We start from the raw sequence: 13,863 nt of genomic DNA, 5'->3' as shown, positions 1-13,863 counted from the left end.
GCGCTTCGTCGCGCGCGGCGGCGGCGCGTGCCGTGTCGTACGCCTCGCGGGCCATGAGCACCTCGTCCAGCCGCCGTTCCGTCCAGCGCGCCAGCCCCCACACCTGCTCGGCGGCCTCCCGGCCGAGCCCGGTCAGCGAGTAGTGCACCCGTGGCGGGATGACGGGTTTGGCGTCACGATGGACGAAGCCGTCACGTTCCAGCGTCTGAAGGGTCTGGGCGAGCATCTTCTCGCTGACGCCGTCGATCTCGCGCCGCAGTTCGCCGAAGCGGTACGAGCGCTCCAGCAGGGTGGCCAGTACGAGCACCCCCCAGCGGCTGGTCACGTGTTCCAGGACCAGCCGGGAGGGGCACATCTGCCGGTTGACATCCGGTCCTGGACTGAAGCCGCTGATTACCGTCATGCCAGTACCTTACTTCAAAGTGGGTACTTTCCCTGGGTTAGTGCCCGCCATAGAGTGAGCTTCAGAGCACCACATGGACCGCACGACCCCCGTACGAACTGGAGCGAACCCCATGAGCATCGTCGTCACCGGAGCCACCGGACACCTCGGCCGTCTCACCGTCGAGGCCCTGCTCGCCGCCGATGTCCCGGCCGACGGGATCGCCGTGGTCGTACGGAACAAGGAGAAGGCCGCGCACCTCGTGGCGCTCGGCGTCGAGCTGCGGGTCGCCGACTACAACGAGCCCACGACACTGAAGGGCGCCTTCCGCTCGGGCGACCGTGTCCTGCTGGTCTCGGGCAACGAGGTCGGGCAGCGCGTGGCGCAGCACGGCGCGGTCATCGACGCCGCGAAGGAGGCCGGTGTGGCCCAGCTCGCCTACACCGGCGTGCTCGGCGGCCCCGACGCCGACTTCCTGCTGGCCACCGAGCACAAGGCCACCGAGCAGCTGATCCTGGACTCCGGGCTGCCGTACACCTTCCTGCGCAACGGCTGGTACACCGAGAACTACACGGACAACCTGGCCCCCGTGCTGGAGCACGGCGCCGTCCTCGCCAACGCCGGTGAGGGCCGGGTCGCCTCCGCGTCGCGCGCGGACTTCGCGGCCGCGGCCGCCGCCGTACTGACCGGTGCGGGCCACCTGAACACGGCGTACGAGCTGAGCGGCGACACGGCGTGGTCCCTCGCCGAGTACGCGGCGGAGCTGTCGCGGCAGACCGGCAGGGCCATCGCGTACAACAACGTGCCCGCCGAGACGCACCTCGGGATCCTCACCGGCGCCGGGGTGCCCGAGGCGTTCGCCGAGATCCTGGTCGACGTGGACAAGGCGGTCGAGCGCGGTCTGCTCGCCGTCACCTCCGGCGACCTGGCGCGGCTGATCGGCCGTCCCACCACGCCGCTCGCCGACACGGTCGCCGTGGCGCTCAAGGCCTGACGACACCACGCGACATCCCACGCCACACACCGCATCACCACCCCCATGCGTCATGACCGTATGACGATACGGACATGACATCGCGGCCCGCGCGGCGCTACCTTCTTCGGGGCGCTGCCGGGTCGGCGCGCGGGAGCGTGGGCGGAGGGGTCAGTGAAGGCGGACAACGGCCAGGGCTGCAGCGACCAGCGGTCGGGACTGCTGTACGGGATCGGCGCCTACGGGATGTGGGGGCTGGTCCCGCTCTACTGGCCACTCCTCGCACCGGCCGGGGCGGTGGAGATCCTCGCCCACCGGATGGTCTGGTCGCTGGGGGTCGTCGTCCTCTGGCTGCTGGCGCTGCGCCGCTGGGGCTGGATACGCGAGCTGCTGCGGCAGCCGCGCAAGCTGGGGCTCATCGCCCTGGCCGCCTCCGTGATCTCCGTCAACTGGGGCCTCTACATCTGGGCGGTCAACAACGGCCGGGTCGTCGAGGCGTCCCTCGGATACTTCATCAACCCGCTGGTGACCATCGCCATGGGCGTCCTGCTGCTGAAGGAACGAATGCGGCCCGCCCAGTGGGTGGCGGTCGGCGTCGCGCTGACGGCGGTGCTGGTGCTGGCCATCGGTTACGGGCAGCCGCCCTGGATCTCGCTGATCCTGGCCTTCTCGTTCGCGACCTACGGCCTGACCAAGAAGAAGATCAACATCGGCGGCCTGGAGTCGCTGGCGGCCGAGACCGCTGTCCTGTTCCTGCCCGCCCTCGGTTATCTGATCTGGCTGAGCGCGTCCGGTTCGGCCACGATCGGATCGCAGGGCGCCGGGCATGTGGCGCTGCTCGCCGCGACGGGCGTCGTGACCGCGGTGCCGTTGGTCTGCTTCGGCGCGGCGGCGATCCGGGTGCCGTTGTCGACGATGGGGCTGCTCCAGTATCTGGCCCCGGTCTTCCAGTTCCTGCTGGGCGTCCTGTACTTCCACGAGGCGATGCCGCCGGAGCGCTGGGCGGGCTTCTCGCTGGTCTGGCTGGCGCTGGCGATCCTGACCTGGGACGCGCTGCGGACGGCCCGCCGCAACAGAGCCGTGGCGGCGCGCCTGGCACAGGCCGCGCCCGCCGCTCAAGCGGCCCCCGCCCAGGCGCCCGTCTCGGATCAGGCGTCGCTCAAGGGCTGAACCCCTTACGAGGTCCGGCGCGTCCTGTGGGTCCGCGCCTTCTGGCGGTTGCCACACCGTTCCATCGCGCACCAGCGGCGGCGGCCCGGCCGCGAGGTGTCGACGAAGAGCAGGAAGCAGTCGTCCGAGCCGCACTCGCGCACGCGATGGGCGTACGGCCCGGTGAACAGCTCGACGGCGTCGCGGGCGACGGTCGACAGCAACCGCGTCCCGGTCGCGCCCGGCGCCCAGGCATGGACACCGCCCGGCCCGATGCGGGCGACGAGCGGCGGCTCGGCCGCGGCGGCGTTGACCACCGCGAGATCCGGCGCGGGCAGGCGCCCGTCATGGGCGCGGGCCAGGGCGAGCCGCAGCAGCGCGTCCCGTACCGTACGCGCGTCGCGCACCTCGGCGTCGCTCACGGACAGCCCCGCGTCCAGCCCCGGCGCGAGCCGGCTGCGGCGTACCCACTCGGTCAGCGCGGCCGGCTCGCACAGCACCTCGTGGCGCGCGTACGGCCCCGGGCCGCCGGTCGTCAGCAGCTCCAGACAGAGCGCGCCCGCATCGAACCGGTAGGGGCGGCCTTCCGGCGTACGGAGGATCAGACCGGCCCCGCCCGGCGCCATGGCTGCCGCCGTTCCTGTCGTCGTGCCCGTTGCAGGCTTCTCCATGTAACCACTATAAGTGGTTATGCGACCCTGAGCTGTAAGCTCGTCATCGACGCCCACGATCCGCACGCCCAGGCCGACTCCGGGCGGACGCGCTCGGCTACGCGGTCGAGGACGGCAGCGCGCTCATCGCCCGCGTACTCGGCCTCGACCAGGCCGTGGAGGCGGACATCGTCTAATCCCATGGCCGCCGCGCCTGGCGCGATCCGATCGCTGTCCGGCATCCGGACGATCCGTACCAGCCGGAGAACGGCGTCGGACCGGGCCGACGGATCCTCTTCCAGCGCGCCTCCGCGCCGAAGAGCGCCGAGAACCGTCTCCCCCTCGATCCGCGCACCGGCCCCGGGCAGCGAAACGCCGAGGTGGAGTGGGTGGAAGGGCTGGGCGCGGCGGTGCTCGGGCAGGTGCGGGAGCCGGGAGGGAAGTTCACCGTCATGACAGATCCAGAGGGCAACGAATTCCGCGTCCACGAGAGCGGACGCGTCGGCGATCACCCGTCGGACGCCATGGGAAACGTCCGCTGAACGGATACGGATGACCAGTTTCCGCCCTTGACGATGAGTCAGGCCCTCACTGACCATTCAGCACGCACGACCCACAGTTCACAGCTCGACGCCGCGAGACGCAACGGCACACCGTGCGGCTCGCAGCGCGGCTCACAGCACAAGCCCGACCCGGCAAACACGGCACAGCGCACCACCCGCCCCAGCGCCCCGCGCCATCGCGGACGCGGGGCGGCCCGCACGTTCCGTTCTTGTCCCCGTACGGAATCCGGAGCCCCCCCATGAAGCTCTCTCTCTTCGCCACGCACCGCACGCCCGGCCGAATATCGGCCCGCGGAACGCGCAGAACCAGCGCCGCGATCACCGGAGCCGCCCTCGCCGGGCTGCTCGCCACCGCGACACCGGCGGCCACCGCGGCGCCCGCGCACGAGGCATCCGCGCCCCGGACCGCGTCCGCCGCCGCCGCGCTCGCCGCGCCGGACATCCCCCTCGCCAACGTCAAGGCTCATCTGGCCCAGCTCTCGTCGATCGCCGCCGCCAACGGCGGCAACCGCGCCCACGGCCGGGCCGGTTATCTGGCGTCGATCAACTACGTGAAGGGCAAGCTGGACGCCGCGGGGTTCGTCACCTCCGTACAGCAGTTCACCTCCGGTGGCGCCACCGGCTACAACCTGATAGCGGACTGGCCGGGCGGTGACACCAATCAGGTTGTCATGGCCGGGTCACATTTGGACTCGGTCACCTCGGGCGCGGGCATCAACGACAACGGCTCGGGCTCCGCCGCCGTCCTGGAAGCCGCGCTCGCCGTCTCCCGGGCGCAGCTCCAGCCGACAAAGCATCTGCGGTTCGCCTGGTGGGGCGCGGAGGAGCTGGGCCTGGTCGGCTCCAGGTACTACGTCAACAACCTGTCGACCGCCAACCGCGCCCGGATCAGCGGCTATCTCAATTTTGACATGATCGGGTCACCCAACCCCGGGTACTTCGTCTATGACGACGACCCGACGATCGAGCAGACCTTCAAGGACTACTACGCGGGCCTCGGCGTCCCCACCGAGATCGAGACCGAGGGCGACGGCCGCTCCGACCACGCCCCGTTCAAGAACGTGGGCATCCCGGTCGGCGGTCTCTTCACCGGCGCCAGCAACACCAAGTCCGCCGCACAGGCCCAGAAGTGGGGCGGCACCTCCGGAGTCGCCTTCGACCGCTGCTACCACCGCTCCTGCGACACCCTCGCCAACATCGACGACACCGCGCTCGACCGCAACAGCGACGCCGCCGCCTACGCGATCTGGACCCTGTCCGGCGCCTGAGCTCCGCCCCTGGGCTCGCCGGTGAGCCCGCACCCCGGTCCGGGACTCTCCGCCTCGGTCTCCGATACGGATATTCCGGGCCGGGTACGCGCGGTGGACGCGGCCCCGGGGACAGTGGAGCACCGGCTCCGAGGGCGAGCCGCACCGTCCGCGCGGACGGTGCGGCTCCCCGTTCATGCCGTGATGTCCCTCGTCGTGAACCGCGCCCAGGCCGCCGAGCCGAACACCGCCACATACAGCGCCTGGAGCCCCAGGTTCCTGACGATCCCGTCCCAGTAGACCGGCTCGCGCAGCAGGTCCGAGTAGGACATCCAGTAGTGCGGGAAGAGATACGGCTGTATGCCCTGGAGCTGCGGGATCGAGTTCAGGATCTGGACGGTGATCAGCAGTCCGACCGTCGCCGCCATCGCCGCGATACCGCTGTTGGTCAGGGTGGAGACGAACAGCCCCACCGCCGCGAGCCCGGTCAGCGAGACAGCGACGATCACCGCGATCAGCAGGGCCCGTATCAGCCCGTCCCCGAAGGAGATCCGGGTACCCGAGATCGTGGTGACCTCGCCGAGCGGGAAGAGCAGCGCGCCGACGGCGAGCGCGGAGACCGCCACGACCAGCGTGGCGACCAGGCAGAAGGTCACCGTGGCGGCGTACTTGGCGAGCAGCAGTCCGGTCCGTCCGGCGGGCGCGACCAGCAGATAGCGCAGCGTGCCGCCGTTGGCCTCGCCCGCGACGGCGTCACCCGCGACGACCCCGACCGCCATCGGGAGGAAGACGGGCAGCGTCGCGGCGAGCGCGGCGAAGACCAGGAACAGCCCGTTGTTGGTGATCTGGGTGAGGAACGCGGGTCCGTTCCCCCCACCACCCCCTCCGCCGCCGTCGCCCGTCTCGATCTTCACGGCGACACCGATGAGCACCGGTACGGCGGCGAGCACGCCCAGCAGGGCAAGGGTCCGCCAGCGCCGGAAGGTGATGACCAGCTCCGAGACGAACAGCCCGAGCGTCCACCACAACCGGGGCTCACGGGCCCCCTGCCGACCAGGGGAACCGGGGGAACCGGGGGAACCAGGGGAACCGAAAGGCCCAGAAGGCCCCGGAGCGCCGGGAGGCCCAGAAGACCCCGAAGGCTCCAACGGCCCTGGAGAAGCCGAAGAAGCGGCGCCCGTCCGCCCTGTCGCCTTCCCAGCGGCCGGTGTCTCAGCCCGCGACATCGAATCCCTCTCCCGTCAGTGCCACAAAAGCGTCCTCGAGCGAGGCGCGCTCCACCCCGAAGGCCCGGACGCGCACCCCCGCCCGCACCAGCGCGGCGTTGAGATCGGCCGTGTCCCGTCCCACGGGCGGCTCCCCGGTCACCCGGTCGCCCTCCACCACCACATCGGCTACCCCCAGCTCCGTCAGCACCCCGGCGGCGTCGCCCGGATCCGGGGTGGTGACCGCGAGCCTGCCCCGGGTCCCGGCTGCCAGCTCGGCGACCGTCCCCTGGGTGATCAGCCGTCCCTGGGCCATCACGGCGACATGCGAACACACCTGTTCGATCTCGTCGAGGAGGTGCGAGGAGAGGAAGACCGTCGTGCCGTCCGCCGCCAGCTCACGGACCAGCGTCCTGATCTCCCGCATGCCCTGCGGGTCCAGGCCGTTCGTCGGCTCGTCCAGCACCAGCAATCCACGCGGTTGCAGCAGGGCGGAGGCAAGCCCCAGCCGCTGCTTCATCCCGAGGGAGTACGCCTTCGCCTTCTTGCCCGCGGCGGCGGTCAGCCCCACCCGGTCCAGCGCCTGCGCCACCCGGGCGCGACGGGTGCGGGGATCGGCCGCCGGGTCGGCGGAGTCGTACCGTACGAGATTGTCCCGGCCGGTCAAGTAGCCGTACAGCGCGGGTCCCTCGATCAGGGCGCCCACCTGCGGAAGCACGGTCCGGGCCGCGCGTGGCATGGGACGGCCGAGGAGCGTGGCGGAGCCGGCGGTCGGCTCGATGAGGCCCATCAGCATCCGGATGGTGGTGGTCTTTCCCGAGCCGTTGGGCCCGAGGAAGCCGAAGACACTTCCCGTGGACACGGTCAGATCGAGCCGGTCGACGGCGAGCTGTCCACCTCGGTAACGCTTGGTCAGACCGCGCGTCTCTATCACCGCGCCAACGCCCGCGTCCGTACCGCCGGACATTCCCGTACTGACAGACATTCCCGTACCGCCAGACGCACCCGCACCGACAGACGCGGCCGCATACGCTCCCGTACTGCTATCGGCTGTCATCCGCTCCCCCCGTTCCCCGGTCAACGACTCGGACATATGTCCACGCCCCGAGAACGGACCGGCTCCGGTCCGCGTTCCGCCCCGTCGCGCGGTCCACGCGAACGGGGCGGTCCGCTTCGCGCTACTTCGCCTGGTCGGCAGCCTTGACCAGCGCGTCCTTCGTCACCGCGCCGACGTAGACCTTGCCGTCATCGGTCATCAGGGCGTTGACGATACGGGTCTGGAAGACCGTCCCCGAGCCGAACTTCCCGGTGACCTTGTCGCCCAGCGCGTCCATGAACGACTGCGCCTCCGCCGGGAGGTCGCCCGGCTTCGACGCGTCCGGGCCCTTGGCCCCCGTCGAGTCCGCGCCGTCGCCGGTCTTCAGCTCGTAGACCGTGCTCCAGCCCTTGCCGATGGTCTTCACCTCGTCCAGACCCGCGAGCTGCCCCAGCGGCCCGGCGCCCTTGGATCCGTCGAAGCTTTCGGATCCCTCGAAGCCCTTGGGAAGCCCCTTGGCCCCGTCGGACCCGTGCGCCCCGTCAGACCCGTGCGCCCCGTCGGACCCACCGGCGTCGTCCCGCGTCACCTTCGCGCCCTTGGGCGGCGTGAACTCGAAGACCGAGGCGTCGGGCTTGGCGAAGTCGACCTGCGTGAAGCCGACATCGACCACGGCCTTGCCGCCGCTGCTCGGCGCCAGCGTGAACTTCAGCGGGACACCGGTCCTCGCGTCGACCGCGATCTTGATCGAGCCGACCGTCGACCCGGTCTGCTTGGGCTTGAGCACCAGCTGGTACGCGTCCCGCCCGGCGACCCGCGCCGTGCCGTCGACGCTCACCGCGGTCGTGTCGCCCGCCATCTTCAGCGCCTGCTCGGCGAACTCCCGAGGCGTGGTCGGGGCGCCCTCCGGAACCTTGGAGCCTTCCGGAACCTCGGAGCCTTCCGGGGCCCTGGAATCGTCCGGGCCCTTCTCGCTGCCGCTCTCGTGCGCGCCCCGGGGACCCGCCATGTGGTACGCCGCGTTCGAGCCGCTGTCGTACGCCCACACCTCGTCGCCGTTGCGGATCAGGCTGTACTCCGCCGCGTTCTCCAGGACCGATACCCGCTGCTTCTCGGGGCCGTCCACCGCGATCCGCAGGGTGTGCGTGCCCGAGCCGAGCTGCGTCAGCTTCTCCGTCGGGTCGGCGGAGGATCCGGCTCCGCTCCCGCCGCCCGGGGCGGCGGAGGAGAACGCGCCGCCCGCCAGGTCGCCGAGGCCGGTCAGCGCCGGGAGCCCCAGGTCCACACTGATCTTCACGGACCCCGAGAGCTGCTGGGTGTCCGATGCCGCGATCTTCTCGACGAGCTGCTGTGCGCTGATCCCCGGGAGACTCGGGTCGCCGGTCGCGGCGAGCGCCGGGACGAGCCCGATGGTCGCCGCGGCCACCCCCGCCACCGCGACGGGAAGCGCGTAACGCGCCGCCTTGCGGCGGACCGCGCCCGGCTCCTCGCGCTCGTCGGTGATCTGCGCGCTGTCGTTCGGTGCCATGTGTGCCCTACCTCCGTGGTCGGCGGCCTTCCGTCCTCTGCTCTCGTCCACCCCTCGCCGCCATTCTCACCCGAATTGGTCAGGAGTGGTGTTGTCCATCTGACCAAATCACCGCCGGGGAAGCGTCAGCCCCCGGGATCAACTTCCCGTACTGCTCTGGGATGACATACGGATGAGATGCCCCCGCCGTCCACTAGGGGATGACGGGGGAACCGGGGCACCCGACAGAACGCCAGGACAGGACCCCGGCAAGGACGCCGGGGCAGTACACGACAGCGCGCGCCGGCTCAGCCCGCCCGGTGGACCACCGCGTCGCACAGCTGCACCAGGGCCGACTTCGCGTACCCCTCGGGCAGCGGCTCCAGGGTCGCCCGCGCCGCCTCCGCGTACCGCACCGTGTCGCGGCGGGCCTGCTCCAGCGCCGGGTGGGCGCGCAGCCGGCGCAGCGCCTCGGCGAGCTTCGCGTCGTCCGCGAGATCGCCGTCCAGCAGCTCGACCAGCTCCAGGTCCTCGGGCCTGCCGTACGCCTTCGCCTGGGCACGCAGCAGCAGTACCGGGAGAGTCGGGATGCCCTCGCGCAGGTCGGTGCCGGGGGTCTTGCCGGACTCCTGCGAGTCGCTGGCGATGTCGAGGACGTCGTCGGCGAGCTGGAAGGCCATGCCGAGCCGCTCGCCGTACTGGGTGAGGATGTCGATGACGGAGTCGTCCGCGCCCGAGGTCATCGCGCCGAAGCGGCCGGAGATGGCGATCAGCGAGCCGGTCTTGCCGCTGATGACGTCGAGGTAGTGGTCGACCGGGTCGCGGCCGTCGCGCGGGCCCGCCGTCTCCAGGATCTGGCCCGTCACCAGCCGTTCGAACGCCTCCGCCTGGACCCGGACGGCCTCGGGCCCCAGATCCGCCAGGATGTGCGAGGCGCGGGCGAAGAGAAAGTCACCCGTGAGGATGGCGACGGAGTTGCCCCAGCGGGCGTTGGCGCTGCCCACCCCGCGGCGGACCTCGGCCTCGTCCATCACGTCGTCGTGGTAGAGCGTCGCGAGATGTGTCAGCTCGACCACCACGGCGGCGGGGACGACTCCCGGCGCGTACGGATCCCCGAACTGTGACGCGAGCATGACCAGCAAGGGCCTGAACCGCTTGCCCCCGGCCCGCACCAGGTGCTGGGCAGCCTCCGTGATGAAGGGCACGTCGCTCTTGGTGGCGTCGAGGAGTCCCGCCTCGACTGCCGCCAATCCGGTCTGGACATCGGCCTCAAGAGCGTGGTCCCGCACGCTCAGCCCGAACGGCCCGACGACGGTCACGAGAGGTACTCCTGTCTGCTGACGATCACACGGATTGTCGATGTGTCGCTGTCTTCACTCAAGTCAGCGTATCCGGTCGGCTTTCGATCACCATGGGCGCCTTCCCGGCTCCCCCGGTATGTTCGGGATCATCCATATGACCAGGGGAGTCCCCTTTGTCCCGAACAGTGACCGGCGCGGAAACGAGCGACGAGAACCCGCTCCCCGGAGACGACCACGCCTTCCTCGGCCATCCCCGGGGACTGCTCACCCTCTCCGGTCTGGAGGTCTGGGAGCGGTTCTCGTTCCTCGGCATGCAGGCCATCCTCGTCCTGTATTTCGTGGCCACCGTCAAGGACGGCGGGCTCGGCATGGAAGCGGGCACGGCCGCCTCCATCTCGGCGGCGTACGGAACGCTCGTCTATCTGCTCTCGGTGGCGGGCGGCTGGCTGGCCGACCGCATCCTCGGCTCGTACCGCGCGGTGCTCTGGGGCGGCGTCCTCATCGCCTTCGGGCACTACGCGATGGCCGTCCCCACCGCCGCCATGACCTGGATCGGCCTCGGTCTGATCAGCGCGGGGACGGGCCTGCTCAAGCCCAATGTCTCCGCCATGGTCGGCAAGCTCTACCGCACCGAGGACGAGCGCAGGGACGCCGGTTTCGCCCTCTACTACATGGGCATCAACATCGGCGCCTTCCTCGGCCCGCTGGTCACCGCCTGGCTCGGCGACCACGCGAGCTGGCACTGGGGCTTCTCCGCCGCCGCCGTGGGCATGACCCTCGGGCTGATCCAGTACGTACTGGGCCGCCGTCACCTGGCCGGGCGCAAGCACGCCGCCGAGTTCGCCCTCGCGCCGGAACCGATGCGCCGGGCCGTACGACTGATGGCCGTGGGCGCCGCCGTCGCCGCCGTCCTGGCGGTGGCGCTGTCCCTGGCGGGCTGGCTCACCATCGGCCGCTTCGCCGACGTGCTCACCATGATCTCGGTGATCGCGCCGGTCGTCTACTTCGCGGTGATGTTCCGGAGCCCCCGGGTGACGGCGGAGGAGCGCGGCAGGCTGCGCCCGTACGTGGTGCTGTTCCTGGCCTCGGTCTTCTTCAACTTCATCCTCTTCCAGGCGTACTCCACGATGATCCTGCTGGCCTCGACCAACGCCGACACCTCGATCCTCGGCTTCCACTTCCCGGCCGGCTGGTACGCCTCCGCCCTCGGCGCCTTCGAGGTCGCGCTCGCGCCCGTCGTCGCGGCGCTCTGGGTCCGGATGGGCAGGAGCCAGCCGCACGCCTCGAACAAGATCGCGATCGGGGTGGTCCTCGGCGGGCTGTCCTTCCTGCTGATGGTCCTGCCGACCTCCGGGCACAGCGGCGACACCTACCGGATGGCCGCCTGGTGGATCGTCGGCTCGTACCTCCTGCTCGGTCTCGGCGACATCCTCGTGGAGACCTCCGGCCTCTCCGCCTCCACCAAGCTCGCGCCGAGGGCCTTCGCCAGCCAGACCATGGCGCTGTGGTTCCTCTCCCTGGCCCTCGCCAACGGCATCCAGGCACAGACGGTGAAGCTGTACGGGCAGGTCTCGCAGCCCGCGTACTTCGGCGTCAACGGTGCCATCGCCGTCGTCGCCGGTCTGGCCGTGATCGCGGCGGCGCCCTGGCTGCGCCGCACCATGCACCCCGTCCACTGACGTCGTCCTCCCGAGGTGACCGGTATGTCCCCCACCATCCGTCGCGACTTCCCGTACGAGACGGCCCACGCCGACATCCGTATCCCGCTGTCCGACGGCACCAGGCTGTACGCCAGGATCTGGCGGCCCGTCACCGACGAGCCCGTCCCCGCGCTGCTCGAATACCTGCCGTACCGGCTCACCGACTGGACGGCCCCGCGCGACTGGCAGCGCCATCCCTGGTACGCGGGCCACGGCTACGCGTCCGTACGGGTCGATGTGCGCGGGCACGGCAACAGCGAGGGGCTGCCCGGCGACGAGTACGACGCGACGGAGCTGGCGGACGGCGTCGAGGTGATCAACTGGCTGGCCGCCCAGGACTGGTGCGACGGGCAGGTCGGCATGTTCGGGATCTCCTGGGGCGGCTTCAACTCGCTCCAGCTCGCGGCCCTCGGCCCCGAGCCGCTCAAGGCCGTCGTCACCGTCTGCTCCACCGACGACCGCTACGACAACGACGTCCACTACATGGGCGGTTCGGTCCTCGCCGTCGACATGCACGCCTGGGCCGCGACGATGCTGGCCTTCGTCTGCCGCCCGCCCGACCCGGTGTACGTCGGGGACGCCTGGCGCCGGATGTGGCTGGAGCGGCTCGAAGCCGTCACCCCGTTCGTCCACACCTGGCTGGCCCACCAGACGCGCGACGCCTACTGGCGCCACGGCAGCGTCTGCGAGGACTACGGCGCGATCGACGCGGCCGTCCTCGCGGTGGGCGGCTGGCACGACCCGTACCGCGATACCGTGCTGCGGCTCGTCGAGCGGCTGGATCCGGCGCGGGTACGGGGGCTGATCGGGCCCTGGTCGCACCAGTACCCCGACCGGGGCCTGCCGCCGGGCCCGTCGATCGGCTTCCTCCAGGAGACGCTGCGCTGGTGGGACCACTGGCTGAAGGGCCGGCCCACGGGCATCATGGCCGAGCCTCCGCTGCGGTCCTGGATCAGCGCCTCGCACCCGCCCGCGACGGTCTACCCCGAGCTGCCGGGCCGCTGGGTCGGCGACCCGGCATGGCCCTCGCCGTACGTCACGCCCGTGACGTACGCCTTCGGGGGCGGACCGGTCGTCGTGGACTCCCCGCACCACACCGGGCTGGACGCGGGCCGCTTCTTCCCGTTCGGCAACGACGCGGATCTGCCGCCCGACCAGCGGGACGAGGACGCGAAGTCGGCCTGCTTCGACTTCGCGGTGGAGCCGGTGGAGCCGGGCTCCGCGGGGGCCCTTCCCGCGAGCATCGAGATCCTCGGCCGCCCCCGGGTCCGGCTGCGGCTGCGCGTCGACGCCCCGGCGGGCCAGGTCATCGCCCGGCTCTGCGATGTCGCGCCGGACGGCTCGTCCACCCTGGTCACCCGGGGCGCCCTCAACCTCGCCGCCAGGAACGGCCGGGACCGTACCGCCCCCTGGCCCGAGGGCGCGACCGAGGACGTCACCTTCGAGCTGAACGGCATCGGCCACACCTTCCCGCCCGGCCACCGCGTCCGGCTCGCGGTCTCCTCCGCGTACTGGCCGTGGATCTGGCCGCGCGCGGACTCCGCGGGCTTCACCCTCGACCCGGCGGGCAGCTCGCTCGAACTCCCCGTCCGCGCGCGGGTGGCCGACGAACCGCCGATCACCTTCGAACCGGCGGAGCAGTCGGAGCCGCTGGGCGTCGTGTTCCCCGCGACGCTCGACGAGGAGCGGCCGGAGCGACTGGTGGTACGGGATGTCGCCAAGGGACTCTGGCGGCTGGAGGTCGACCCGCGCTACGGCGGTTCGCGCGTCTACCCGGACGGTCTCGAATTCACCGAGGACGCGCTGGAGACGTACTCCATCCAGGAGAGCGACCCGCTGTCCGCCCGTACCCGCTCCGACTGGACGATCCGGCTGCACCGCCCCGATCTGGCCTGGGACACCCGGATCGAGACCCGCTCCGAAATCAGCTGCGACGCGGACTCCTTCCTCACCACCGACGAGGTGGTCTGCCACCACGGCGACGAGATCGTCTTCCACCGGACCTGGGAGAAACGCATTCCGCGCACTTCCGGATGAGGGCCGTCCCGGACGCTGTGTGATCTTGGGGCGGCACGGGCTTTTCGTCACTGCCGCCACGGGGCAACACCGACGTAACGTGTCCCGTACTGATCCGGAAAGCGAGGCAGCGC

At 71.1% G+C, this 13,863-nt stretch carries 10 protein-coding genes and 2 pseudogenes; 6 read left to right on the top strand and 6 right to left on the bottom strand.

Features of this window, described 5'->3' with window-relative positions:
- Window positions 1-22 precede the first annotated feature (22 nt).
- Window positions 23-403 (bottom strand): annotated as a pseudogene (locus ACIP8W_RS07900) (winged helix-turn-helix transcriptional regulator); the annotation flags it as partial.
- 112 nt (window positions 404-515) lie between these two features.
- Here ACIP8W_RS07900 and ACIP8W_RS07895 point away from each other — a divergent pair.
- Together ACIP8W_RS07895 and rarD are read left to right on the top strand one after the other, a co-directional pair.
- Entirely contained in the window at window positions 516-1,376 is an 861-nt protein-coding gene (locus ACIP8W_RS07895) for an SDR family oxidoreductase (protein WP_401951750.1), read from the top strand.
- 225 nt (window positions 1,377-1,601) lie between these two features.
- A complete protein-coding gene (rarD, locus tag ACIP8W_RS07890; RefSeq protein ID WP_401952141.1) occupies window positions 1,602-2,525 on the top strand; it encodes an EamA family transporter RarD in 924 nt (307 codons plus the stop codon).
- A 5-nt stretch (window positions 2,526-2,530) separates the two neighbouring features.
- On the opposite strand, the gene ACIP8W_RS07885 is transcribed toward rarD, so the two are convergent.
- Entirely contained in the window at window positions 2,531-3,130 is a 600-nt protein-coding gene (locus ACIP8W_RS07885) for a CGNR zinc finger domain-containing protein (RefSeq protein ID WP_401951753.1), read from the bottom strand.
- A 72-nt stretch (window positions 3,131-3,202) separates the two neighbouring features.
- Between ACIP8W_RS07885 and ACIP8W_RS07880 the strand changes: the two are divergent.
- Both ACIP8W_RS07880 and ACIP8W_RS07875 read left to right on the top strand, forming a co-directional pair.
- Window positions 3,203-3,696: pseudogene (locus tag ACIP8W_RS07880) on the top strand (VOC family protein).
- Between the two features lie 260 nt (window positions 3,697-3,956).
- Window positions 3,957-4,985: a M28 family metallopeptidase gene (locus ACIP8W_RS07875; RefSeq protein WP_401951756.1), complete on the top strand. Its 1,029-nt coding sequence runs from the start codon at window positions 3,957-3,959 to the stop codon at window positions 4,983-4,985.
- 173 nt (window positions 4,986-5,158) lie between these two features.
- Here ACIP8W_RS07875 and ACIP8W_RS07870 read toward each other — a convergent pair whose 3' ends face one another.
- The 4 genes from ACIP8W_RS07870 to ACIP8W_RS07855 all read right to left on the bottom strand — a co-directional run bounded on the left by ACIP8W_RS07870 (window position 5,159) and on the right by ACIP8W_RS07855 (window position 10,031).
- Window positions 5,159-6,190 (bottom strand): ABC transporter permease, encoded by a 1,032-nt coding sequence (locus ACIP8W_RS07870; protein ID WP_402202350.1) that lies wholly within the window; start codon window positions 6,188-6,190, stop codon window positions 5,159-5,161.
- The gene (locus tag ACIP8W_RS07865; protein ID WP_402202348.1) at window positions 6,177-7,154 is read right to left on the bottom strand and encodes an ATP-binding cassette domain-containing protein; all 978 of its coding nucleotides are present in this window, start codon (window positions 7,152-7,154) and stop codon (window positions 6,177-6,179) included. Before ACIP8W_RS07865 ends, ACIP8W_RS07870 begins: the two co-directional genes overlap by 14 nt.
- Before the next feature lie 193 nt (window positions 7,155-7,347).
- A complete protein-coding gene (locus ACIP8W_RS07860; RefSeq protein ID WP_402149577.1) occupies window positions 7,348-8,733 on the bottom strand; it encodes an outer membrane lipoprotein carrier protein LolA in 1,386 nt (461 codons plus the stop codon).
- Window positions 8,734-9,020: 287 nt separating this feature from the next.
- Entirely contained in the window at window positions 9,021-10,031 is a 1,011-nt protein-coding gene (locus tag ACIP8W_RS07855; protein ID WP_401951766.1) for a polyprenyl synthetase family protein, read from the bottom strand.
- Between the two features lie 155 nt (window positions 10,032-10,186).
- Between ACIP8W_RS07855 and ACIP8W_RS07850 the strand changes: the two genes are divergently transcribed.
- Window positions 10,187-11,692: a peptide MFS transporter gene (locus ACIP8W_RS07850; protein WP_402202346.1), complete on the top strand. Its 1,506-nt coding sequence runs from the start codon at window positions 10,187-10,189 to the stop codon at window positions 11,690-11,692.
- A 24-nt stretch (window positions 11,693-11,716) separates the two neighbouring features.
- Window positions 11,717-13,750, top strand: a complete 2,034-nt coding sequence (locus ACIP8W_RS07845) for a CocE/NonD family hydrolase (RefSeq protein WP_402202344.1) — start codon at window positions 11,717-11,719, stop codon at window positions 13,748-13,750.
- The last annotated feature ends 113 nt before the right edge of the window (window positions 13,751-13,863 follow it).

Origin of the sequence: Streptomyces sp. NPDC088554, assembly GCF_044752945.1 — a bacterium.
Taxonomy (GTDB): Bacteria; Actinomycetota; Actinomycetes; order Streptomycetales; family Streptomycetaceae; genus Streptomyces.
The sequence above is the reverse complement of the archived record's forward strand: the minus strand, read 5'-3'. Positions and strand labels throughout refer to the sequence as shown.